The following is a 23,611-nucleotide window of genomic DNA, read 5'->3' on the forward strand; positions in this document are numbered from 1 at the left end:
ATATACCTCTTGAATTTAGAACATCAGCAAAATATATGCGAAGAGACCGTTTACAGAAGGGTTTTTAATGAAACATCAAAAACTATCTTCAATTACATCTATTACAAATTTGGGAACGAAGAAAAAGCGAATGATGCTGTACAGGAGGCATTTGTTAAATTATGGGAAAACTGTGCTAAGGTTAGTCCGGATAAGGCGAAATCCTATTTATATACCGTAGCCAACAATTTATACCTCAATGTTTTAAAAGCGGAAAAAGTACGTTTAAAGTATGCTGACAAAACATTGAAGACCACTAATGAGTCTCCCGAATTTATCATGGAAGAAGCCGAGTTCAAGGAAAAGCTGGACAACGCATTAAACAGCCTACCAGAAAATCAGCGTATCACATTTTTGTTAAATAGGATTGACGGTAAAAAATATGCTGAAATTGCAAAAATGGAAAATGTAAGCGTCAAGGCAATTGAAAAAAGGATGCATCTTGCCCTAAAAAGTCTTAGAGAGAGAATTGATGGAATATAAAGGGTTGCTGGTTCATAACAAAATGACTATTCTTAAAACGCACTAAGTTTGCAGTAAAAAGTTATAGATTTCAATAATTATTCACTTAACAGTGTTGCACGATTATAAATTAGTGAAAACCGACAACTGAATAACATATACTAAAGTAGGGTATTTTACAACTTAATTGTTACTACTATATAAAGCTGAAAAGAAATGCAAGAAAATTACTTAGCAAAATGGCTTACTGATGAATTAACCGAAGCTGAAATGGTTGAGTTCAAAAAATCAGAAGACTTCGCCACCTATCAAAAAATAAAGGAATCAGCATCAATACTTGAGGGTCCTAAATTTGATATAGATAAAGCTTGGAGTTCTCTTGAACAAACTAAATCAAAGGAACAGCCCAAAGTATTTACTTTAACTCCATTCAAAGCTTTTATACGAATTGCTGCCGTCATAGCAGTATTACTTGCAGGGTCATTCTTTTACCTCAGTACACTGAACGAATCCTTTACTACTGAATATGCTGAAAATAAAACTATTACTCTGCCAGACACCTCTGAAGTTATCTTGAATGCTGAATCTAAATTGACTTTCAGTGAAAAACAATGGGACGACAACAGAAATGTTAACCTAGAAGGTGAAGCATATTTCAAAGTAGCTAAGGGAAAGAAATTTACGGTGGCAACTGCACAAGGCCTTGTGACCGTTTTGGGAACTCAATTTAATGTAGAGAATCGTAAGGACTACTTGGAAGTCACTTGTTTTGAAGGTTTAGTAAGTGTAACTATTAACGGAAAAGAAACAAAACTCTCAGCAGGTAATTCACTCTTGGCAATTAATGGTAAACGTACGATGTCGAAAGCTACTGTCAACGGTAAACCTTCATGGCTAACCAAAGAAAGTTCGTTTAGAAGTATACCCTTACATTTTGTGATGGACGAGTTACAACGACAGTTCAATATTAAAATCATCACGAAAAACATTGACAAAGGCCAATTATACACTGGTTCCTTTAGTAACGAAAATTTAGAACTTGCGCTTAAGAGTATTAGCGTTCCTTTACAAATTAAGTTTAATTTAGATGGGGATAAAGTGCTATTCTATGACGAAAAAGCACATTAATTATTTTCTAATCTGTTTTTTACTGCTGTTTTGTAGTACAAATGGCTTGGCGCAACAGGTCACAAAAAAATCGATTGTATTATCCAATTACCTGCTAGAATTGGAAACGGAGTACGAAGTAAAATTTTCGTTTGCCGACAATGATATTAATGACATAAAAATTATAAAATCAACGTCATCTACACTTGAATCTATACTTGATCATATTCGTAGCACTACAGACTTAACGATCACAAAACTAAATAACCGTTATTACACGTTAACTAATACCACAACCATTTCGGTTTGTGGTATTGTTTTGGATAATTTTGAAAACAACACCATTCCAGGAGCGACGGTAGAAATTATAGAATCAAATACCGCACGTATCACCAATTTGAACGGTGAATTTTATTTTGATAACGTACCCAAAACTTCTTTAATCCTCATAAAACATTTAGGTTTCAAACCCTTATTTATTGAAGCTAAAGAATTGGCCAATGCTGCAGAATGCAAAACAATTGCGATGGGACTAAGCTATCAAAAATTAGATGAAGTTATCGTTTCTCAATTTTTGACCACAGGCCTAAATAAATCAATTGATGCCAGTATCGAACTCAATCTGGCTAAGTTTGGAATATTACCGGGAATAAGCGAACCAGATATATTACAGACTGTACAAGCACTTCCCGGCATAAAAAGTGTTGATGAAACTGTATCAGACATCAATATTAGAGGTGGTACAAATGACCAGAATCTTATTCTTTGGGACGGTATTAAAATGTATCAAACAGGACACTTTTTTGGTTTAATTTCTGCCTTCAATCCGTATATAACGGAAAAAGTAAAGGTTGTAAAAAATGGTACTTCTGCAGTGTATGGCGGCGGACTCAGTGGAACATTAGATTTACAAACATCAAATCATATTCCCTTAACTTTTAACGGTGGTGCAGGTTTCAATTTAATATCTGGGGATGTTTTTGGGCAAATTCCAATTCAGAAAAATTTAGCATTACAAGTTTCTGCTCGCAGGTCTTATACCGATTTTTTAAGTACACCTACTTACACAGTATTTTCTGAAAAGGCTTTTCAAGATAGCCAAGTCAATAGTGAAAGTGACTTCTATTTTTATGATTTTACGGCAAAGCTTATCTACGAAATCAATCCTGATCAAAATCTTCACATCAGCTTGGTCAACATGAGTAATAACCTAAATTACTTGGAAACTAAAGAAGGTAATAATTCCCCAAACCGAAGTAATTTAAACCAAGATAATATTTCCGTAGGAGCCCAACTAAAAAGCGATTGGACCGATAGCTTCAGTTCTGATTTACACTTTTATTATACGCAATACAGCCTTGATGCCTTAACTATTTCAAATAACGAAACACAACAATTAAAGCAAGAAAATTTAGTAAAGGAATCAAGTATAAAACTGATTACTACTTATAAACTGAAGGAAAATTTAGATTGGAGAAATGGTTATGAACTTACGGAAACCGGTATAGAAAACAGAACCAATATTAATCAACCTCCATTTATTAGCAACATAAAGGGCGTTATTCGTAAACATGCCCTATTTTCTGAAGTGCAATTTACTTCAGAAAACAATAAATTCTTTGGTCTATTCGGTGGTCGATTAAATTATGTTGAAAATCTCGACACGTTCAAAGAGTTAATTTTTGAACCACGAATCAATCTTTCATATGAACTGTTATCAAATTTTAAAACTGAGATTTTAGGAGAATTTAAAAGTCAGGTCACAAATCAGATTATAGACCTAGAACAAAACTTTCTTGGCATTGAAAAAAGAAGATGGATTCTATCAGATGGTACTACCTTACCTATAACAAAAAGCAAACAAGGTTCTGTAGGGTTTAATTATGACACTTCTAAGTTATACCTAAGCGTAGAAGGATTTTACAAAACGATAAATGGAATTAACGTATATACCCAAGGTTTTCAGAATCAGAATCAATTTGATGGCGAAATCGGCTCATATGCCGTGAAAGGATTGGAATTTTTAATCAACACAAAGAACAACGATTATAGTGCTTGGCTTAGTTACACTTATAATAAGAATGAGTATACGTTTGATGCATTGATACCAGCATCGTTCCCTAATAATTTAGATATAAGAAATTCGGTAACCCTAGCTGCGAATTATACAATTGGCAATCTAAAATTAGGAGCTGGACTTAATTATACATCTGGGAAACCGTACACCAAACCAGATGAAAATAAACCAATTGATACTGCTGTATTCCCAAACGAAATAAATTACGAAAACCCGAATAGTAGTCGATTACCCGAATACATAAGGGCAGACGCCTCCGCAATTTACACGTTTAGATTGGGTGAAAGTACCAAGGGAACAATAGGCGCATCAATTCTTAATATTACAGATAGAAAGAATACTTTAAATACCTATTATAGAATACAAGAAGATAATACCATAGAAACTATTGAACGTGTTTCATTAGGCGTTACTCCAAATGCTAGTTTTAGAATTCATTTCTGACCTTGGTTCAGTTTTTTGATTACCAAAACATGGGGAAAAGTAATAGCGGCCAAAAATGAAAAAAAGAATGCCAATGATGTTTCCAAGTTATCCCTGAACACAAAAAGTAACACTAGAAATCCTAGAACAGAAATTAACCAATAGGGAAGTGAAGCCATCAAAAATGATTTGAAGGAGCCTTTATTAATATGTCCATGCAAATAAAATATTTGGTCATATAAAGAGGGAATGGAGTGCCATAATATAAAATAAATGGCAAAACCCCATAATAAGGAGGCCGTTTTAAACACTACAAAAAAGACCCCTATAAAAAACACCTCCTTTAAAGGATTGATTTTTATATCATTAATCAAAACCAAAATAAAGCCGAACACAAGCGTAAGTATCCCACTTATTAGTAATCCAACTTCATATACAGATTTGGGAATCGAATATCCAATTATGGTTTCAACAATATTAGATGTTATCATTGCATTTGCATCAAAAAGAAGAAAGAGAATAAAAATACCGTATGCAATATAAAGCCCACTAGTTTTTAAAGATGATATACTAGTCTTGGAAATAAAATGTTGTTCCCCAAAATGATATCCACTAAATAGCACAAACATGACCAATGCTAAGCTTGGTACTAGGTGAAAAACCAATACACTACCCAACACAAAAAGTATATAATACAACAGAATATTTAGGTAATTTCTAGTCGATTTGTTTTTAGCTTCAGTCTTTTGAAGAAGCGTAAGGTCATTTGCTCCATGTAAAATTCCAAAAGAAAGAATAAATACATAGGCTATATACTGCTCTATCACATCTTCAAAAATGACAGCCAACCATAGGGAAAAGAAGGTACCCACAAGGATCACGCTTTCCAACTTCACAAAATCAATATACCTATTTTTTATTTTGTTCAATATTTTAACAAATAAATTAAACAAACATTGTTTAACTATTTGTAAATTTACTTAAACAATTTATAAAAACTTGTACTATGGAACATTTTATTACTTCAATCTCATTGGTCACCAAAATGGCATCCAATGACTATGTAGGATTCACATTCTTTGTAGGATGCATGGCTATGATGGCGGCTTCTGCTTTCTTTTTCCTATCTATGAACGATTTTGATACTAAATGGAAAACCTCTATTCTGGTATCTGGACTTATCACCTTTATTGCTGCAGTCCATTATTGGTATATGCGAGATTATTGGGCAACGGTAGGTGAATCTCCAACCTTCTTTAGATATGTAGACTGGGTACTCACAGTTCCTTTAATGTGTGTTGAATTTTACCTTATTCTAAAAGTAGCTGGCGCAAAAAAATCCCTCATGTGGAAACTAATTTTTGCATCTGTGGTAATGTTAGTAACTGGGTACTTTGGAGAAGCTATCTACAATACTGGAAGTGGACCAGCGGTTTGGGGTTTAATTTCAGGATTGGCATATTTCTACATTGTTTATGAAATATGGTTTGGAACCGCAAAAAAACTAGCAGAAAAAGCAGGTGGAGCCGTTTTAACAGCACACAAGACACTATGTTGGTTCGTACTCGTAGGATGGGCGATTTACCCATTAGGATATATGGCAGGCACACCTGGCTGGTATGAAGGACTTGGAGATTTAGGTCTTAATATGGATGTTATTTACAACATCGGAGACGCCATTAACAAAATTGGATTTGGACTCGTTGTATATGGTGCAGCTGTTGCGGCTAAGAAAACTGCATAACCTTTTAGCAACCTAATTTAGTTGGTTAATTAGTACAGTTGCTTATAGAAAAGATCGCTTCGGCGGTCTTTTCTTATTACATACGCTCAGGCACTTCAATACCTAAGAGCCTAAAAGCATCTTGAATCACATCAGCCACCTTTTTAGATAGTTGCACCCGTAGTATGCGCTTTTCTTCATTGGCTTCTCCAAGTATAGAAACCTGCTGGTAAAAAGAATTAAATTCTTTCACCAAATCATACGTGTAGTTGGCAATTAATGCCGGACTGTAATTTTCAGCCGCCAATTGTATGGTGTCTGGGAACAATTGAATTTGTTTAATCAGTTCCTTTTCCTTAATATGAAGTTCTACAGAGGCGGTAGACTCAGAAATATCAATACCCATACTATCTGCTTTTCTCAAAATAGATTGAATTCTTGCGTAAGTATATTGAATAAAAGGACCTGTATTTCCTTGAAAATCCACAGACTCTTCAGGGTCGAACAAAATTCGTTTTTTAGGGTCAACTTTTAGGATATAATATTTCAACGCTCCCAACCCAATCATTTGGTATAAGGCTCCCTTTTCCTCATCTGTATATTCCTCCAATTTACCTAACTCCTCAGAAATCGTGGCAGCCGTTTGAGTCATATCAGCCATAAGGTCATCAGCATCAACAACGGTACCTTCTCTACTTTTCATTTTACCGCTAGGTAAATCTACCATACCATAACTAAGATGGTACAATTTATCTGACCAAGAAAATCCAAGTTTTTTAAGAATAAGAAAAAGCACTTTAAAGTGATAGTCTTGTTCGTTACCAACGGTATATACCATTCCGTTTACATCTGGGTGGTCCTTAACGCGCTGAATAGCAGTACCGATATCTTGGGTCATATAAACAGCCGTTCCATCAGAACGAAGCACTATTTTTTCATCTAAACCATCTTCGGTTAAATCAATCCAAACACTGCCATCTTCTTTCTTAAAGAATACTCCCTTTTCAAGTCCTTCAGCAACAACATTCTTTCCTAACAGATACGTATCACTCTCATAATAAAGCGTGTCAAAATCAACTCCTAAGTTTTTATAGGTAACCTCAAAACCCTTATACACCCAACCATTCATGGTTTTCCAAAGCGCAACAGTTTCAGCATCGCCAGCTTCCCATTTTAAAAGCATTTTTTTAGCTTCCAATAAAATCGGAGCTTCTTTTTCTGCATCTTTAAAATCAATCCCAGAGGCTATACGTTGAGCTATTTGCTCTTTGTAAATCTTGTCAAAAGCAACATAATAATTACCTACAAGCTTATCCCCCTTCAAACCAGTACTTGATGGTGTTTCTCCATTTCCAAACTTCTGCCATGCAACCATACTTTTACAAATATGAATTCCACGATCATTTATAATTTGGGTTTTATATACTTTTCTCCCAGAAGCCTTTAAAATCTCAGCAACTGAATAGCCTAATAAATTATTTCTAATATGTCCGAGGTGCAATGGCTTATTGGTATTCGGTGAAGAATACTCGACCATAATCGCATCGGTTGATTCCTTTAAGAAACCAAAGTTACTTTCCGATTTAATCGAATTGAAAAAACTTAAATAGAAGTTATCATCTAGCACAATGTTCAAGAAGCCTTTAATAACATTGAAGTCTGATACCTCATCAACATGTTCTTTTAAGAAAGCACCAATTTGTTCTCCTATTTGCACAGGATTACCTTTTATTACACGCAACATGGGAAATACCACAATAGTAACATCGCCCTCAAAATCCTTTCGGGTAGGTTGAAATTCTACTGATGGTAACTCTTGACCATAGATCGTATGTACTGCTTCTTTAACTTTATGTAATAGTACCTCTTGAATATTCATCAAAACGTTTAATTAAGCTTGCAAAACTAATCATTTTTTAGACTTTAAGAGTAAACAGATTCGGCATTCATTTTTGATTTGATTAACTTTAATCAAAACTGCTGAATAAAGCGATTATGCTCGTAAACGTCTCCTATACTAATAAAGATATCACTAGAAAAATAGATGATCAGGTTGGCAAACCGTTCACGCTTAAAGAACGATGGGCATTGGATGGAATTGGTTCACCTAAACTTATCATCACAGAAACTAGTATCGAAATCAGAAATTTATTAATTCTAGATATCAACCGGGATACCTGCAATATTGAATTACGGCCCAAAGGAATTATTGTGCGATTTCGCTCCTTATTAGAAACGTTTGCTTTGGTCATACCCTATTATAAATTATCACTTTACAAAGGTGAAGCCTCTGTATATTCCATTTATCGTGACCATCATTTTATTAAAGTCGAGTCGGATACAAAAGCTGTTCAGAAATTTTTTAAAAAAATATTAGGCTATAAGGCCGATACTACTCCAACCGCTATAGAAGATTTATGAAAATACTACTCACTGGTGCAAATGGCTATATAGGCATGCGTATACTGCCCCTTCTTTTAGAAATGGGCCATAGTGTAATCTGTGCCGTACGTGATGAAACTAGACTATCTGTTGACAAAGAGACGAGGTCACAGATTGAGGTGATAGAAATTGATTTCTTAGAAGAACCCATAGCTAATAAACTTCCACGAGATATTGATGCTGCCTATTTTTTAATACATTCCATGAGTACTTCCACTCACGATTTTGATGAAATGGAGGCTACAACCGCACGTAATTTTAATGCATACGTAGCCGACACTACTATTCAACAGGTAATTTATTTAAGCGGAATCGTAAATGACGAGAACCTTTCAAAACATCTTAAATCCCGAAAGAATGTTGAAGACATACTCTATAAAGGAAATTTTAAACTAACCGTTTTAAGAGCAGGAATTATTGTTGGATCAGGAAGTTCCTCTTTTGAGATTATTCGTGATTTATGCGAAAAACTACCCTTTATGATTACGCCAAAATGGGTGTTGACCAAAACACAGCCAATTGCTATTCGTGATGTCATTACATTCCTGACCAAGGTGTTAGGTGATGAAAGAACGTACAATGATTCATTTGATATTGCCGGACCTAATGTGCTGACGTATAAAGAAATGCTTCACCAATATGCGAAAGCCCGAGGTTTTAAAAATTGGATTTTGACCGTACCCATAATGACCCCAAAGCTATCGTCGTATTGGTTATATTTTGTCACCTCAACCTCGTATAAATTAGCTTTAAATTTGGTAGATAGCATGAAAATTGAGGTGATAGCGAAAGATACTCGATTACAAGAATTATTACATATTGAACCCCATACCTACAAGGAGGCTATTGACATGGCTTTTAAAAAAATAGAGCAAAATTTAGTCATCAGTAGCTGGAAAGACAGTTTGATTAGTGGTAGGTTCAATGAGAATTTAGAAAAACATATTCAAGTACCTAAATACGGGGTGCTAAAGGATTCTAAACAACTTAAAATCAATAATCCTGATGAAGTTCTAGAACGTATCTGGAGTATTGGCGGAGAAACTGGGTGGTACTATGGCAATTGGCTCTGGAAAATTCGCGGATTTTTGGATAAGCTTTCTGGAGGTGTAGGTCTTAGACGTGGTCGAACAAATCCTGACCGTATATTTGCCGGTGATGCGTTGGACTTCTGGAGAGTTCTTTTAGCTGATAAAAAAGCAAAACGTTTATTACTTTTTGCTGAAATGAAGCTTCCTGGTGAAGCTTGGCTAGAATTCAAGATTGATGAAAATAACATACTTCACCAAACCGCTACATTTAGGCCGCGAGGCTTAAGCGGAAGGCTTTATTGGTATAGTATAGTCCCCTTACATTACTTTATATTCGGGGGTATGATTAAGAATATAGCCAATCAATAAACTGAGATTTCATAAACAGAGTTTCATTTTCAAAACGTACTAATAAGATGCTATATCTTGATTTAATCATAGGTATCAACTTCTGATTTGAATGAAGTATAAAAAATCTTTAAGTAGACAAATATCATATTAAATCTATGTGGTTTTTGGAAGCTTTAAAGGAAGTTCAGCCAGCCTTTCTCCTGTCAATCGTCTTACAGCATTTGCGATTGCTGCTCCAATAGGCCCAAGTGGCGGCTCCCCTACCGCACCAGGCGTATCTTTACCTTGAAGCAAAATTACGTCTATTTCTTTAGGCGCATTCTTCATTAAAGCCATTTGATAAGGTCCATAAATGGTAGGTAATAATTCTCCATTTTCAATGAACATCTGTTCATATAGCACTGCGCTCAAACCCATAATTACACAACCTTCGCACTGAGCACGTATCTGATCAGGATTTACAGCTAAACCCGGATCTAATGAAACGGTCACCTTGTGTACTACAATTTCATTATCTACAATTGAAACCTCAGCAACTTGAGCACATGGTGTTCCTGCATCTATAGAAGCCGCAAAGCCCATAGCTCTGCCATTGGTAATTTCTTCCGAATAATTCGCTTTCTCTGCAGCAGCCTTAATTACATTTTTTAAACGGACATCTATTACTTCATCTCCTATTTGCTGTAGTCTAAAATCAACCGCATCTTTACCAGCCTTTAAAGCCATTTCATCAATAAAACTTTCCATAGCAAAAGTATTGGCCAACAGACCAAGACTACGCCACCAACTTGTAGCGAATGGTAAATCGACATGCCAATAAACAGACCTATAATTTGGAACCTTTGTATATTGAATAAATCCACCACGAATTGCCCCAATGTCCGCCCCTATTATTGGAGGAAGAAACCCAGGAATTAGTGCAGAATTATTACCAACATCTCCACTTACAAAATGGTGTTCCAAGTCTGTTAACCAACCTTCAGTACTTAGCTTTCCTTTAACTACATGATGCGTTGGTGGTCGAAACATATCATGCTGAAACTCTTCTTTTCTCGTAAAAAAATATTTTACCGGTTTTCCTACTGCTTTAGACATTACAGCTGCCTGTACGGCATGTGGTGTATGAAGTCTTCGTCCAAAACCTCCACCTAAATATGTGGGTACGACATTCACCTTTTCAACATCAAAACCTAATCGTTTCGCTACTTCTTTTCTCGTTATGCCTATGACCTGAGTAGAAATTTTTATAATTGCACTATCTCCTTCAACAGAAGCTACAACGCCATTTGGTTCAATCTGGGCATGTGCCCCGATTGGACTTCTAAATTCTAAGGAAACAAAGTCATCTTCAACTTCAAGCGCTTCTCCACTTTTTTGTATCACAGTAGATTTACCATTACCGACGGTCATCATTTCAATAATTGCTCCCGTATTTATTTCATTAGAAATTTCCCAAGTTACTTTAATGGCCTCTTTTGCATTTTCTGCTTCAATCATGGAATGAGCTACGACACCTACAAAATCATCTTCGCTAATAATTTTCACCACACCGGGCATATTCTCTGCATCTGTAGTGTCTGCACTTATAAATGAAGCGCCTATTTTAGTAGGCCTCACAACAGCGCCATATAACATACCTGGCATTTGCACATCCATCCCAAAAATGGGGTCACCATAAACCTTAGCTTTTAAATCTACCCTCGCTATAGGTTTTCCTACATATTTATACTCCTTGAGATTTTTGAGAACGGGTTTGTCAGGAACTTTCCATTCCTCAACGCCCTCTGTTGTTTGGGCATACGTCAATGATTTTCCGCCACCAGAAATAACACCGTCTTCTATTGTAAGCTGATTAACTGCTACATTCATTTTACGTGCTGCTTCCTCTAATAACATTTCACGTAATAAAGCAGCAAGCTCCCTTAAGGGTTGCCACAAACTTGCTATAGAAGTGCTACCCCCCGTAGCAACACTATCAACATTTCCAGTAGCAGAAGCTGCATGAACAACATAAATTTGGTCCATTGATACAGAAAGTTCGTCTGCAGCCATTTGGGCAATACCTGTAAATGTTCCTTGCCCCATCTCAACCTTAGGAGAGTGTAAGAGTATCGTGTTTTCAGAGGTTACCTCAAACCAAATCATTGGTTTGTCAGTATTATCAGCATAAGGCATTTCTAGAGTATTTACCATACGCAATAACTCCCTACGGATATTATTTCTAAAAATATAGGTTCCTATAGCTAGCACACCTATAGTTCCCAATCCTCCTCTCACTAGAAATTTACGTCTAGATACCTGTTTAGAATGATTGTCTTCTTCTGCCATGAATTAAACTTTTTCCGATATATTCATTTCACTTTCGGCACGCAACTTCGCTGCTTTGTGTATGGCTTTACGCATGCGATAATATGTTCCGCATCTACATATATTGATAATATTTTCATCTATATCATCATCCGTTGGGTTTGGCACTTTGTTTAGAAGTGCGGCCGTCGCCATCATAAATCCTGGTTGGCAATAGCCACATTGCGGAACTACCTCATCTATCCAAGCCTGTTGAACAGGGTGAGGATTATCTTGGGTACCCAAACCTTCAATAGTGGTAATCTTCTTTCCAATAGCAAATTTTACAGGATAAGAACAAGAACGAACCGCTTCTCCATCAACAAGTAATGTACATGCTCCACATGCCGCTTTACCACAGCCAAATTTTGTCCCTTTTAAATCAAGAACGTCCCTAATGACCCAAAGTAAAGGTGTGTTTTCATCTGCTACCTCTACCGATTGAGAAGTTCCGTTTACTGTAAAGGAAATTTCCATATACTTTATTATTTAGTTGGGACTACCGCTCCGTTTTCGAACCAAGATTTGACGGCTTTTTTAAACTTATCTTTTGAAACTGGTGGTAATTCACGTGGTTCACCATTGGCATCTACTCCTGGAGTCCAAGCCCAAAGAACCAATTCATCTTCGGTCATATGTTCCACAAGCTCTTCATGGCTTCTATTTCCATTTGTGCTTTTATCCAAAAGACGTTCGGCTATTTCCGTTCTAGTTAGTCCTTCCCAACCCATTGAAGCTGGCGCCAGGGACCAATGTGGCGCTCCCGGTACACCTGAGTAATCATTATTTTCAGATTGATGACAAGTAGTACAGTTAGTTGCCTCGAACCCCGTATCATCTTTGCCTCTCGCCAGTCCAAAATAATGTGCATGACGATCATCTCCTTGCTTAGGAATATTATCATTAGGATGACAATTCATGCATCGTTGATGGGTAAGCACGTCCATCATTTGACCATACGCTTCCTCAGATTCAATCATCTTGGATTCCGGCATATTCAATACTACATAACTAGACACGTTAGGGCTCTTGCCCAATGCAAGCATTAAACCCACTGTGCTGATGGCCAAAAGAGTATAGATAGTCTTGAGTTTCATCTTTCTTCATTAAGATTCTACTATTAGAATCATATATCTTCCTGAAGATAATAAATGCCTTACAATTATGTTAATCCATTAGAACTGTTTATGCGCTTAATCAACCGTTGTAATGTAGTCATGACAAATTCGGAAGAAATACTTCAGCCATCATACATCGTGCGCTACCGCCTCCACATGTTTCAATAGTGCTTAAAGAACTATGCAATATTTGACAGTGATTTTCAATATGTACTATCTGCTCTGACGTGAGACTAGTAAAAGCAGCAGTACTCATAACCATATACCTTTTGTCCTTACTTCCCAATACCTGCAGCATATTGCCTGCAAAGTGATGCATTTGATTTTCAGTAATCTTAATAATTTGCCTCCCATCTTTTTTAAGATGGTCTACTACATTTTTACGTTCCTTCTTATCATCTATAGAATCTGTACAGATTATTGCAAAATCCTCTGCTAATGCCATCATAACATTCGTATGATAAATAGGCATTCTTTTTCCACCTACGGATTGATTCGCTGTAAAAATTACAGGAAAATAATCAAAATCCTCACAAAATTCTATAAATAAACCTTCGTCTGCTCTTTGAGATAAAGCACAATACGCTTTTTTGTTCACCCGATCCATCAGAATACTTCCTGTACCTTCTAAAAACACACCCTCCTCTTCTGCAGTAGTATAATCTACTACCGTTTCAATTTGAAAACCGTTTTCTTCTAATATTTCTAAAATATTCTCCCTACGTTCATTCCTTCTATTTTCAGCGAACATAGGATATATACCAACGGAACCGTCTAAATGAAAGGATATCCAATTATTCGGGAAGATACTATCAGGAGTATCCGGCTCTTTGGTGTCTTCAACAACAATTACGGTAACACCTACATCTTTTAATATGGATACAAAGGTATCAAATTCCTCTTGCGCCTTTTGATTAATGGCATGATTCTTCATATCAATAGTTTCCATAAAATAGTTATTGACAGCGGTCTGTTCATTCATCCTAAATGATACGGGACGAATCATGAGTATCGTATTGGTGATTTGCATAGCAGCGTTATGATTTAATGCGTTTATCCCTAAATATTAAAACTTATTACTTATTCTCTTATAAGTGGTAATGTACTACAACGAAGAAGCCCTTCTTGTTTCGAAATTTCTGCATACGGAATTTCCTCTACCGTGAAACCTTGTTCACGCAACCATTTATTTAAACGGGTGAAATTACGTTCAGAAACAACAACATTCGGAGAAATTGAAAACACATTACTAAACATGGTATACATTTCAAGTGCATCAATTTCAAATATATTTTCCTTGCCAAAATAATTTACCAACCATTGATATTCGTCTTCTACTAAAAATCCATTCTTGTGTAAAATAGCCTTGCCCCTTCCTAATGGCTGAAAACAACAATCTAAATGCAGGGCATTATTCTTGGCTATCGTATTTGACTTTCGAAGTTCAAATGATTTTATCTTTTTATCTGGAAACTGCTGTGTTAAATACTCCACTGCAGCTTTATTCGTCCTAGCAGTAATATAATTAGGATAATCGGATGCTGAGTACGTACCAACAAATATATATTCATTCCAAGGCATTACATCCCCTCCCTCTACATGTACTTCTGCAGGAGGTTGAAGAATCTGGTCATCATCTATCTTATCAAGTACATGTAATATGGCATCAACTTCCTTTTCTCTATCTGGTAATATATTTGCCTTTATCAATTTATTCCCTATTACAAAAGCAATATCTCTAGAAAATATTTGATTACAATTTTCTAACACCTCAGGTCTAAAAACCTTTACATCATATTTCTCAAATACTTTTCTAAAAGCTTCCATTTCCAAAATCATATCAGATTCTTTAGGATATGTACCCGCCAAAATATGCTCTAGCGATTTTGGGTCATATGCTTCTTGTGGTGTTGGGACTGGTCCAGAACTTTCAGCAATACCTAACACAACAGCTTTTAATGGTGCTATTTCGTTATTAATATTCAAGTGTAACATACGTCTCGGTTTAAATAAAGATTTAAAAATTGGTATAAAAAAAAAGCTCCTTTAAAAATTAAAAGAGCTTTTTGTTTTTTTTATTATCGGTAGCAATCTACCTTTTGTCCAGTTCGACAAAAGATCTTAATTTTTCTCCAATATAAACTTGTCTTGGTCTCCCAATAGGTTCTCCATTCAAACGCATTTCTCTCCATTGAGCTATCCATCCTGGTAATCTTCCTAATGCAAACATTACAGTAAACATTTCGGTTGGTATACCCAACGCTCTATAAATAATACCTGAATAAAAATCAACATTGGGGTATAATTTTCTATCAACAAAATATTGATCCTCAAGTGCTTCTTTCTCCAAACCTTTGGCAATTTCCAAAATAGGATCATCTATACCCAAATCAGCTAACACATCATCGGCCGCCTTTTTGATAATCTTTGCTCGAGGATCAAAGTTTTTATAAACTCTATGTCCAAATCCCATCAACCTAAATGGGTCTGATTTGTCCTTTGCTTTTGCCATGTACTTTTTAGTATCACCACCATCTGCTTCTATAGCCTCTAGCATTTCAAGAACAGCTTGGTTTGCTCCACCATGAAGTGGACCCCAAAGTGCCGAAATACCAGCAGACAAAGATGCAAAAAGACCAGCATGAGAAGAACCTACGATACGAACCGTACTCGTTGAGCAATTTTGTTCATGATCCGCATGGAGTATTAGCAGCTTGTCCAAAGCATCTATAACCATTTTATTCTTCTTGTATTCTTGATTAGGACGTTTAAACATCATTTTATGAATGTTTTCAACATAACCCAAGCTATCATCGCCATAATCTAACGGCAATCCTTTCTTTTTACGTAAAGTCCAAGCTACTAAAACAGGGAATTTTGCTAAAATGCGTACAATTGAATGATACATATCTGCATCTGAACTGACATCTACCGTCGATGGGTTAAATGCAATCAATGCACTAGTTAAGGAAGATAAAACACCCATAGGGTGTGCTGACTTCGGAAAACCATCCAAAATCTTTTTCATTTCCTCATCTACATGAGATTCATCTTTAATGTCTTTGTGGAATTTTGCAAGCTCATCAGTATTCGGTAAATTTCCAAAAATCAATAAATATGCTACCTCTAGAAAATCTGCTTTTTCAGCTAACTCCTCTATAGAATACCCCCTATATCGTAATATTCCTTTCTCCCCGTCCAAAAAAGTAATCGCACTTTCACATGAACCTGTATTTTTAAAACCTGGGTCTATCGTAATAATTCCTTTGGTTATTGAACGCAAAGATTTAATATCAATCGCAAGTTCATCCTCTGTTCCCTTAATTACAGGAAACTCATATTTTTCACCATTATATTCTAAAGTAGCTTTATCTGACATTTTTAATTTTTACGTTTTAATACTCCTCGTAAAGTTAACAAAACAGGTTTGTTTTAACAATTTCAAAATTCTGTTTGGCCTAAAATTAACAATAAGTACTGTTAATTACATCACTTACAACATATATAAAGATTTGTAATATTCATCTAATGATTTATCCCACGTAAAACGTGCTTTCTTGGCATTGGTTTGAATTTTCTTCCAAGTAGGCTTATCCTTTTCCCAAACGGTTAAAGCTTCATCAAAACGCTCTACCATGTTTTTGATTTGCATATCGTACGTTTCTCCATCAAAAGCAAACCCAGTCTTCATATGCTCGACCGTATCTTTCAGACCGCCTGTATGATGAACTAAACATGGATTACCATTTCTCATAGCCAACATTTGACTTATACCACAAGGTTCAAATAAACTAGGCATAAAATAAAGATCGGTCTCCAAATACATCGAATCTATTAAATCTTCCGATTGCCCATTGGTAAAAATAAAGTTCTTATGCTTGTAACTCATTTCACGAAAAAACTCTTCATAATCTGGGTCACCAGTTCCTAACAACATAAAAATACCCTCAATTTCATCTAAACGAGCAAGCATTTTCCCGAAAGCCTCAGGTGAACGCATTAAGAAATAAAATTTCTGTTCCGTTAACCTCGCTACACTAGAAACTATGAACTTTGGCCTATTACCAACATACTGCATTATTTTTTCTCCGGTATGTGCTAAAAAGTCAGCCTTATATTTCTTTGAAGTATCTTGAAGCCATCTAAAAAGAGCCTTAACAGTATTCCTGTAAAGCAATCCCTTTTCTGCTACGCGAATGTTATCATAATTACTGGCATTTAAAATACCGAACAACCTTCCTTCGTCATCAGCTTTTTGTAAATCATGCTCTAAACCCTCTCCACCAATAAATTCAGGCCTCCTACTCGGTAAAAGAACGTCATCTTTATAAGAAGGAGAAACCGTATGAACTGCATCTGCTAATCGTATGCCAACTGCCATAAGATTTATACAATCTTGATATCGGGAATCCATTAAGGCCTTATGATCTAATTGTACCTCTGGAAACCAATTATTGACTGATGCATGATTATTATAAAAAGGCCGAATACCTTGAATAGCCAAATTATGTATCGTATACACGTAGCGCATCTTTTTTAAATCTTGATACTGAGGGTGATATTTTTTGATAAATAAAAGCGCAGCCGAATGCCAATCATGCATATGCACTATATCCAATTCCCCAAAAGCACCAATCTTTATAGCTTCTGCTGTTGCAGTACAGAAAATTATGAATTTCACAAAATCATTGTAGAAAGGCTCTGTTGGATCATCATGATAAATATGCGCAATTCCACCTTCGATTATCTCTGGATGATGAATAACATAATGCGTAATATTCTTGTAAACCTTCTTCGGAATGACCTCATATAATTCTGCCGTATAAGGCACTCCCCTAAGACTAAATTCTAGTTTAGTCTTAAATATTCCGTTTTTATGTAACCTGGAATATGCAGGCACTACCACATGCACGATATCATCACGTTTGGAAATTTCCCGAGGCACATCTCTAACTACATCGCCCATTCCCCCCGCTTTACAATCTGGGATGGCATCATTTTCTGCGGAAACGAAAAGAAAATTACTCATATGCTAATAAAGTGGGTTTATTAATTGAATATTCACAAAAGATAGTTAAAGTTTAGGAGTAAGCCAAAAAAAAAAGCCCCTCCAAATGGAAGGGCTTTTTTAAAATTTTCTTATAAAAACTACTTGATGTTAAAGGCTTTTTCTTGTGGATAGTAAGCCATGCTGCCCAATTCCTCTTCAATACGTAGTAGTTGATTGTATTTAGCCATACGATCTGATCTAGATGCAGAACCCGTCTTTATTTGACCAGTATTCAAAGCAACTGCCAAATCTGCAATAGTATTATCTTCTGTTTCACCTGATCGATGAGACATTACAGAAGTATAACCTGCATTTTTCGCCATGTTTACTGCCGCTATAGTTTCAGTTAACGTACCAATTTGATTTACTTTAATCAATATTGAATTCGCTATACCCTTTTCAATTCCTGTAGCTAAACGCTCAACATTGGTTACAAATAAATCATCACCAACTAATTGAACTTTATCTCCAATTTTATCAGTCAATGATTTCCAACCATCCCAATCATTTTCATCCATACCATCTTCAATTGAGATAATAGGATATTTGGCACTTAAATCAGCTAAATATTGAGCTTGTTCCTCTGATGTTCTAATAACACCTTTATCTCCCTCAAATTTAGTATAATCATATTTTCCGTTTACAAAGAACTCCGCCGCAGCACAGTCTAATGCAATCATAACATCATCACCCAACGTATACCCAGCCTTTTCTACAGCAATAGCTATTGTTTCTAAAGCATCTTCTGTACCTCCGGCCAAGTTAGGCGCAAAACCTCCTTCATCACCAACTGCAGTGCTAAGACCACGGTCATGTAATACCTTTTTTAGATTATGGAAAATCTCTGTACCCATTTGCATAGCATGAGAAAAACTCTTCGCTTTAACAGGCATTACCATAAATTCTTGAAAAGCTATTGGCGCATCTGAGTGAGAACCACCATTGATAATATTCATCATAGGTACAGGAAGTGTATTTGCACTCACCCCTCCAACATATCTAAAAAGTGAAAGACCTAGTTCATTCGCAGCAGCTTTCGCAGCAGCTAATGAAACCCCAAGAATAGCATTGGCTCCTAATTTAGATTTATTTGGCGTACCATCTAAATCTATCATAGTTTGATCTAAAAGATTCTGATCAAAAACTGACATTCCTAAAATCTCTTCAGCAATAATATTATTTACATTGTCTACCGCTTTGCTGACACCTTTTCCCATGAAGGCCTTACCTCCATCACGAAGCTCAACAGCCTCATGCTCTCCAGTTGAAGCACCAGAAGGTACAGCAGCTCTTCCCATAACCCCATTTTCGGTAACTACATCTACTTCAACGGTTGGGTTACCTCTTGAATCTAATATTTGTCTTGCGTGGACATTTAATATGATACTCATTTAATTTATTTTTTTTAGATTGATAATAAAAAAGTAAAGATACAAAACCAAGTTTTCACAAGGTTTGTTTGCTCTTTACATTTCCAATTAATTAATGTTTATTTAAACTATTACGTTATGTTTTTTATTTTTCTCAATTAATTTAAAGAAATCATCGAAAAGATAATCCGCATCATGAGGTCCAGGACTTGCTTCTGGATGGTATTGAACTGAAAATACATCTTTATTCTTCATCCGAATTCCTGCAACTGTCTTGTCATTTAGATGTACGTGGGTTATCTCTAAATTTTCATTGGCCTCCGTCTCTTCTTTATTAATAGCAAAACCATGATTCTGGGAAGTAATCTCACCTTTACCAGTTAGTAAGTTGAGTATTGGATGGTTAATACCACGGTGTCCATTATGCATTTTATACGTCGATACTCCATTGGCTAATGCTAATACTTGATGACCAAGACAGATACCAAAAAGTGGTTTATCGGTTTCAATCATTTTTTTAGCAGTTGCAATAGCATCAACCAAAGGTTCTGGGTCTCCAGGTCCATTTGAAATAAAATAAGCATCAGGATCCCAAGCAGCTATTTCTTCAAATTTGGTGTTATATGGGAATACCTTTACGTAAGCATCACGCTTCACCAAGTTTCGGAGAATATTCTTTTTAATACCAATATCAAGTGCCGCTATTTTAATTAAAGCATTTTCATTCCCAATAAAGTATGCTTCACTAGTGGATACTTTTGAAGCCAATTCTAACCCCTCCATACTTGGCACCTCACCTAAACGTTTCTTAAGATTCTCTATATTATCAACGTCGGTAGAAATTACTGCGTTCATGGAGCCATTATCTCTAATATAGCCAACAAGAGCTCTTGTATCTACATCTGATATTGCAAAAAGATTATTATCATTCAAAAAACCTTGTAGACTATCATTAGCTAAGGGTCTAGAATATTCATAGCTGAAATTTTTACAAACTAGGCCCGCTATTTTAATTGATTCAGATTCTACCTCTTCCTTGTTTATACCATAATTACCGATATGAGCATTTGTAGTTACCAATATTTGCCCAAAGTATGATGGGTCTGTAAATATCTCTTGATAACCGGTCATACCAGTATTAAAACAAACTTCACCAAAGGCAGTTCCCTCTTTGTCTCCAACAGATTTACCGTGAAAAATAGTCCCATCTGCAAGTAATATTAAAGCTCTTCTCTTTGCTTGATATTTCATTTTACCTAAAATTTATTCATTAACTAAAAAACATAAAAAAGGGATAAGCTAAAAAGCTTATCCCTTTATAATTATACCTATGTATTGACAATTTACTCCTTAGAATCATCTGTCTTAACCTCATTATCAGATTGTGCTTCAGTTTCTGGCTTAGATTCCTCTACACCCTCAGTTTTCTTAACTTCCACTTCTGCAGTTTCAGACTCAGCTTCACTACCACCGGACCTCCTACTACGTCTAGTAGATTTCTTCTTAGGCTTACTACTACCGGCGTTGTACAGTTCGTTGAAATCAACCAACTCAATCATAGCCATATCTGCGTTATCCCCTAAACGATTACCTAATTTGATAATTCTAGTATAACCTCCTGGTCTATCAGCAACCTTATCAGAAACTACACTGAACAATTCAGTTATAGCATATTTGTCCCGTAGATTTCTAAAAACCACACGTCTATTATGAGTTCCTTTCTCAACAGTTTTATTATTTTCTGCTTTTGATTTAGTAACCAAAGGTTCAATAAATTGCTTTAAAGCTTTCGCTTTAGCAACCGTAGTATTGATTCTTTTGTGCTCAATTAAAGAACAAGCCATGTTCGCTAACATAGCTTTTCTATGCGCCGTTTTCCTACCTAAGTGATTGACTTTTTTACCGTGTCTCATATTTCAATTTTATCATCTTGCTACCAAACTCGTTAGACCGAGGAGCAAAATATGATTATTTAATCTTTATCTAATTTGTATTTTGATAAATCCATTCCAAAACTTAAACCCTTATTGATAACAAGTTCCTCAAGCTCTATCAATGACTTTTTACCGAAGTTTCTGAATTTCATTAAGTCATTTTTATTGAATGAAACCAAATCTCCTAAAGTATCGACTTCAGCTGCTTTTAAACAGTTGAGCGCACGAACCGAAAGGTCCATATCTACCAATTTAGTTTTCAACAATTGCCTCATGTGTAAAGACTCCTCATCGTACGTCTCAGTTTGTGCAATTTCATCTGCTTCTAATGTTATACGTTCATCAGAGAATAACATAAAGTGATGTATAAGAACTTTTGCCGCTTCAGTTAATGCATCTTTAGGATGAATTGAACCATCTGAAGAAATTTCAAAAACCAATTTCTCATAATCGGTCTTTTGCTCTACACGAAAGTTTTCAATACTATATTTTACATTCTTAATAGGTGTAAAAATAGAATCTACAGCTATTGTTCCTAATGGAGTACCAGATTTTTTGTTTTCCTCTGCAGGCACATAACCCCTACCCTTTTCAATAGTAATTTCCATATTGATGCTTACTTTAGCATCCATATTACAAATAACTAAATCCGGATTTAACACCTGATAACCAGAAATAAATTTCTGGAAATCACCAGCCGTCAATTGGTTCTTACCACTCACAGAAATCGAAACAACTTCCGCCTCAGAATCTTCAATTTGTTTTTTAAAACGTACTTGTTTCAAATTCAAAATTATTTCAGTAACATCTTCTACAACGCCCGAAATAACCGAGAATTCATGCTCAACCTTATCTATCCTAACAGACGTGATAGCATGCCCTTCTAATGAAGATAGCAATACACGTCTTAATGCATTCCCAATAGTTAATCCATAACCAGGTTCCAAAGGGCGAAATTCAAACTTCCCTTCGAAATCAGAGGAATCGATCATTATTACTTTATCGGGTTTCTGAAAATTAAATAATGCCATAATTAGATCGGTATTGTTTATTTAGAGTATAACTCCACGATTAATTGTTCTTTGATGTTTTCTGGAATCTGTAATCTTTCAGGAATCGATACATAAGTACCTTCCTTCTTCTCAGTATTCCAAGAAATCCATTCATAAACCGCACTACTGGCAGTTAATGAATCTTGTATGCTTTGCAGTGATTTAGACTTTTCCCTTACACCAACAACATCTCCAGCTTTTAATGAATACGATGGTATGTTTACCAACTCACCATTAACTGTTATGTGCCTGTGCGATACTAACTGTCTAGCACCACTTCTAGTAGGTGATACTCCCATTCTGTAGACAACATTATCTAAACGTGATTCACATAATTGAAGTAAAATTTCACCAGCTACTCCTTCTTTTCTTTTAGCAGTTGCAAACAAATTTCTGAATTGCTTTTCTAAAATACCATAGGTATACTTAGCTTTTTGCTTCTCCATCAATTGAACAGAGTATTCAGATTTTTTACCTCTACGTCTATTGTTACCGTGTTGTCCTGGTGGGTAATTTTTCTTTTCAAAAGACTTGTCATCTCCGAAAATTGCTTCGCCAAACTTACGGGCGATTTTTGATTTTGGTCCTGTATATCTTGCCATTTTCTTTTAATTTGAAGGTGAGATTATGAATTAAGGCTTATCCTTCGATAATCGTAACTACACCCTCGGTGAAATATATTAGTACTTAATTAAACTCTTCTTCTTTTAGGAGGTCTACAACCATTGTGTGGCATAGGTGTAACATCAATAATTTCTGTTACTTCAATACCAGCATTATGCAATGACCTAATGGCAGATTCTCTACCATTACCTGGCCCTTTTACGTATACCTTAACTTTTCTTAAACCTGCTTCATGAGCAACCTTAGAACAATCTTCAGCTGCAACTTGAGCAGCGTAAGGGGTGTTTTTCTTAGACCCTCTGAAACCTAATTTACCTGCAGACGACCAAGAAATAACATCTCCTCTTTTATTTGTCAAAGAGATAATGATATTATTGAAAGAGGCACTAATGTGTGCTTCTCCAACTGAATCAACTATTACTTTACGCTTCTTGGTAACTTTAGAACTTGCCTTTGCCATAC

At 35.8% G+C, this 23,611-nt stretch carries 21 protein-coding genes; 6 read left to right on the forward strand and 15 right to left on the reverse strand.

Annotated features, from left to right (window positions below; all coding sequences use genetic code 11):
* The first annotated feature begins 9 nt into the window (after positions 1 to 9).
* The 3 genes from ES765_RS01450 (at position 10) to ES765_RS01460 (ending at position 4,129) form a co-directional block, all read left to right on the forward strand.
* Positions 10 to 522 carry an RNA polymerase sigma factor gene (locus ES765_RS01450; RefSeq protein WP_138110821.1) on the forward strand — a complete coding sequence of 171 codons (513 nt, stop codon included), beginning with the start codon at positions 10 to 12 and terminating at the stop codon, positions 520 to 522.
* A gap of 195 nt (positions 523 to 717) precedes the next feature.
* The gene (locus tag ES765_RS01455; RefSeq protein ID WP_138110822.1) at positions 718 to 1,629 is read left to right on the forward strand and encodes a FecR family protein; all 912 of its coding nucleotides are present in this window, start codon (positions 718 to 720) and stop codon (positions 1,627 to 1,629) included.
* Complete coding sequence (locus ES765_RS01460) at positions 1,610 to 4,129, forward strand: TonB-dependent receptor plug domain-containing protein (RefSeq protein ID WP_138110823.1); 2,520 nt, start codon at positions 1,610 to 1,612, stop codon at positions 4,127 to 4,129. The genes ES765_RS01455 and ES765_RS01460 overlap by 20 nt, the downstream gene beginning before the upstream one ends.
* On the opposite strand, the gene ES765_RS01465 is transcribed toward ES765_RS01460, so the two are convergent.
* Positions 4,120 to 5,037, reverse strand: a complete 918-nt coding sequence (locus ES765_RS01465; RefSeq protein WP_171017204.1) for a Brp/Blh family beta-carotene 15,15'-dioxygenase — start codon at positions 5,035 to 5,037, stop codon at positions 4,120 to 4,122. The genes ES765_RS01460 and ES765_RS01465 overlap by 10 nt on opposite strands.
* Before the next feature lie 77 nt (positions 5,038 to 5,114).
* On the opposite strand from ES765_RS01465, the gene ES765_RS01470 reads away from it, so the two are divergent.
* On the forward strand, positions 5,115 to 5,852 hold the full coding sequence (locus ES765_RS01470) for a bacteriorhodopsin-like (RefSeq protein WP_138110825.1): 738 nt from the start codon (positions 5,115 to 5,117) through the stop codon (positions 5,850 to 5,852).
* A gap of 76 nt (positions 5,853 to 5,928) precedes the next feature.
* On the opposite strand, the gene argS is transcribed toward ES765_RS01470, so the two are convergent.
* Positions 5,929 to 7,710, reverse strand: a complete 1,782-nt coding sequence (gene argS / locus ES765_RS01475; RefSeq protein WP_138110826.1) for an arginine--tRNA ligase — start codon at positions 7,708 to 7,710, stop codon at positions 5,929 to 5,931.
* Positions 7,711 to 7,826: 116 nt separating this feature from the next.
* Here argS and ES765_RS01480 point away from each other — a divergent pair, with 116 nt between their 5' ends.
* Together ES765_RS01480 and ES765_RS01485 are read left to right on the forward strand one after the other, a co-directional pair.
* On the forward strand, positions 7,827 to 8,252 hold the full coding sequence (locus ES765_RS01480; protein ID WP_138110827.1) for a hypothetical protein: 426 nt from the start codon (positions 7,827 to 7,829) through the stop codon (positions 8,250 to 8,252).
* Complete coding sequence (locus ES765_RS01485) at positions 8,249 to 9,673, forward strand: SDR family oxidoreductase (protein WP_138110828.1); 1,425 nt, start codon at positions 8,249 to 8,251, stop codon at positions 9,671 to 9,673. Before ES765_RS01480 ends, ES765_RS01485 begins: the two co-directional genes overlap by 4 nt.
* Positions 9,674 to 9,808: 135 nt before the next feature.
* Here the strand turns inward: ES765_RS01485 and ES765_RS01490 are convergent, their stop codons facing one another.
* The 13 genes from ES765_RS01490 to rpsK form a co-directional block, all read right to left on the reverse strand.
* Positions 9,809 to 11,983, reverse strand: coding sequence for a xanthine dehydrogenase family protein molybdopterin-binding subunit (locus tag ES765_RS01490; protein WP_138110829.1), 2,175 nt, complete (start codon positions 11,981 to 11,983; stop codon positions 9,809 to 9,811).
* A 3-nt stretch (positions 11,984 to 11,986) separates the two neighbouring features.
* Positions 11,987 to 12,478: a (2Fe-2S)-binding protein gene (locus ES765_RS01495; RefSeq protein WP_138110830.1), complete on the reverse strand. Its 492-nt coding sequence runs from the start codon at positions 12,476 to 12,478 to the stop codon at positions 11,987 to 11,989.
* 8 nt (positions 12,479 to 12,486) lie between these two features.
* Entirely contained in the window at positions 12,487 to 13,098 is a 612-nt protein-coding gene (locus tag ES765_RS01500) for a hypothetical protein (protein WP_138110831.1), read from the reverse strand.
* 118 nt (positions 13,099 to 13,216) lie between these two features.
* Entirely contained in the window at positions 13,217 to 14,149 is a 933-nt protein-coding gene (gene ctlX / locus ES765_RS01505) for a citrulline utilization hydrolase CtlX (RefSeq protein ID WP_138110832.1), read from the reverse strand.
* Positions 14,150 to 14,199: 50 nt separating this feature from the next.
* A complete protein-coding gene (locus ES765_RS01510) occupies positions 14,200 to 15,114 on the reverse strand; it encodes a dimethylarginine dimethylaminohydrolase family protein (protein ID WP_138110833.1) in 915 nt (304 codons plus the stop codon).
* Between the two features lie 97 nt (positions 15,115 to 15,211).
* Positions 15,212 to 16,498 (reverse strand): citrate synthase, encoded by a 1,287-nt coding sequence (locus tag ES765_RS01515; RefSeq protein ID WP_138110834.1) that lies wholly within the window; start codon positions 16,496 to 16,498, stop codon positions 15,212 to 15,214.
* Positions 16,499 to 16,612: 114 nt separating this feature from the next.
* The gene (locus ES765_RS01520) at positions 16,613 to 18,148 is read right to left on the reverse strand and encodes a glycogen synthase (protein ID WP_138110835.1); all 1,536 of its coding nucleotides are present in this window, start codon (positions 18,146 to 18,148) and stop codon (positions 16,613 to 16,615) included.
* A gap of 119 nt (positions 18,149 to 18,267) precedes the next feature.
* On the reverse strand, positions 18,268 to 19,560 hold the full coding sequence (gene eno, locus ES765_RS01525; RefSeq protein ID WP_138110836.1) for a phosphopyruvate hydratase: 1,293 nt from the start codon (positions 19,558 to 19,560) through the stop codon (positions 18,268 to 18,270).
* Positions 19,561 to 19,662: 102 nt separating this feature from the next.
* Entirely contained in the window at positions 19,663 to 20,790 is a 1,128-nt protein-coding gene (gene carA / locus ES765_RS01530; RefSeq protein WP_138110837.1) for a glutamine-hydrolyzing carbamoyl-phosphate synthase small subunit, read from the reverse strand.
* Between the two features lie 92 nt (positions 20,791 to 20,882).
* Positions 20,883 to 21,452 carry a 50S ribosomal protein L17 gene (gene rplQ / locus ES765_RS01535; RefSeq protein WP_138110838.1) on the reverse strand — a complete coding sequence of 190 codons (570 nt, stop codon included), beginning with the start codon at positions 21,450 to 21,452 and terminating at the stop codon, positions 20,883 to 20,885.
* Positions 21,453 to 21,511: 59 nt separating this feature from the next.
* Positions 21,512 to 22,504, reverse strand: a complete 993-nt coding sequence (locus tag ES765_RS01540) for a DNA-directed RNA polymerase subunit alpha (RefSeq protein ID WP_138110839.1) — start codon at positions 22,502 to 22,504, stop codon at positions 21,512 to 21,514.
* Positions 22,505 to 22,521: 17 nt separating this feature from the next.
* Complete coding sequence (rpsD, locus tag ES765_RS01545; protein WP_138110840.1) at positions 22,522 to 23,127, reverse strand: 30S ribosomal protein S4; 606 nt, start codon at positions 23,125 to 23,127, stop codon at positions 22,522 to 22,524.
* Positions 23,128 to 23,216: 89 nt separating this feature from the next.
* The gene (gene rpsK, locus ES765_RS01550; RefSeq protein ID WP_138110841.1) at positions 23,217 to 23,609 is read right to left on the reverse strand and encodes a 30S ribosomal protein S11; all 393 of its coding nucleotides are present in this window, start codon (positions 23,607 to 23,609) and stop codon (positions 23,217 to 23,219) included.
* Positions 23,610 to 23,611 lie beyond the last annotated feature (2 nt).

Origin of the sequence: Maribacter sp. ACAM166 (assembly GCF_005771495.1) — a bacterium.
Lineage (GTDB): Bacteria > Bacteroidota > Bacteroidia > Flavobacteriales > Flavobacteriaceae > Maribacter.

Bases quoted from the DNA above. Each gene is read 5' to 3' on its own strand.
- ES765_RS01455 (WP_138110822.1), top strand. From the start codon at position 718: ATGCAAGAAAATTACTTAGCAAAATGGCTTACTGATGAATTAACCGAA.
- ES765_RS01460 (WP_138110823.1), top strand. From the start codon at position 1,610: ATGACGAAAAAGCACATTAATTATTTTCTAATCTGTTTTTTACTGCTG.
- ES765_RS01470 (WP_138110825.1), top strand. From the start codon at position 5,115: ATGGAACATTTTATTACTTCAATCTCATTGGTCACCAAAATGGCATCC.
- argS (WP_138110826.1), bottom strand. From the start codon at position 7,710: ATGAATATTCAAGAGGTACTATTACATAAAGTTAAAGAAGCAGTACAT.
- ES765_RS01480 (WP_138110827.1), top strand. From the start codon at position 7,827: ATGCTCGTAAACGTCTCCTATACTAATAAAGATATCACTAGAAAAATA.
- ES765_RS01485 (WP_138110828.1), top strand. From the start codon at position 8,249: ATGAAAATACTACTCACTGGTGCAAATGGCTATATAGGCATGCGTATA.
- ES765_RS01490 (WP_138110829.1), bottom strand. From the start codon at position 11,983: ATGGCAGAAGAAGACAATCATTCTAAACAGGTATCTAGACGTAAATTT.
- ES765_RS01495 (WP_138110830.1), bottom strand. From the start codon at position 12,478: ATGGAAATTTCCTTTACAGTAAACGGAACTTCTCAATCGGTAGAGGTA.
- ES765_RS01500 (WP_138110831.1), bottom strand. From the start codon at position 13,098: ATGAAACTCAAGACTATCTATACTCTTTTGGCCATCAGCACAGTGGGT.
- ctlX (WP_138110832.1), bottom strand. From the start codon at position 14,149: ATGCAAATCACCAATACGATACTCATGATTCGTCCCGTATCATTTAGG.
- ES765_RS01510 (WP_138110833.1), bottom strand. From the start codon at position 15,114: ATGTTACACTTGAATATTAATAACGAAATAGCACCATTAAAAGCTGTT.
- ES765_RS01515 (WP_138110834.1), bottom strand. From the start codon at position 16,498: ATGTCAGATAAAGCTACTTTAGAATATAATGGTGAAAAATATGAGTTT.
- ES765_RS01520 (WP_138110835.1), bottom strand. From the start codon at position 18,148: ATGAGTAATTTTCTTTTCGTTTCCGCAGAAAATGATGCCATCCCAGAT.
- eno (WP_138110836.1), bottom strand. From the start codon at position 19,560: ATGAGTATCATATTAAATGTCCACGCAAGACAAATATTAGATTCAAGA.
- carA (WP_138110837.1), bottom strand. From the start codon at position 20,790: ATGAAATATCAAGCAAAGAGAAGAGCTTTAATATTACTTGCAGATGGG.
- rplQ (WP_138110838.1), bottom strand. From the start codon at position 21,452: ATGAGACACGGTAAAAAAGTCAATCACTTAGGTAGGAAAACGGCGCAT.
- ES765_RS01540 (WP_138110839.1), bottom strand. From the start codon at position 22,504: ATGGCATTATTTAATTTTCAGAAACCCGATAAAGTAATAATGATCGAT.
- rpsD (WP_138110840.1), bottom strand. From the start codon at position 23,127: ATGGCAAGATATACAGGACCAAAATCAAAAATCGCCCGTAAGTTTGGC.
- rpsK (WP_138110841.1), bottom strand. From the start codon at position 23,609: ATGGCAAAGGCAAGTTCTAAAGTTACCAAGAAGCGTAAAGTAATAGTT.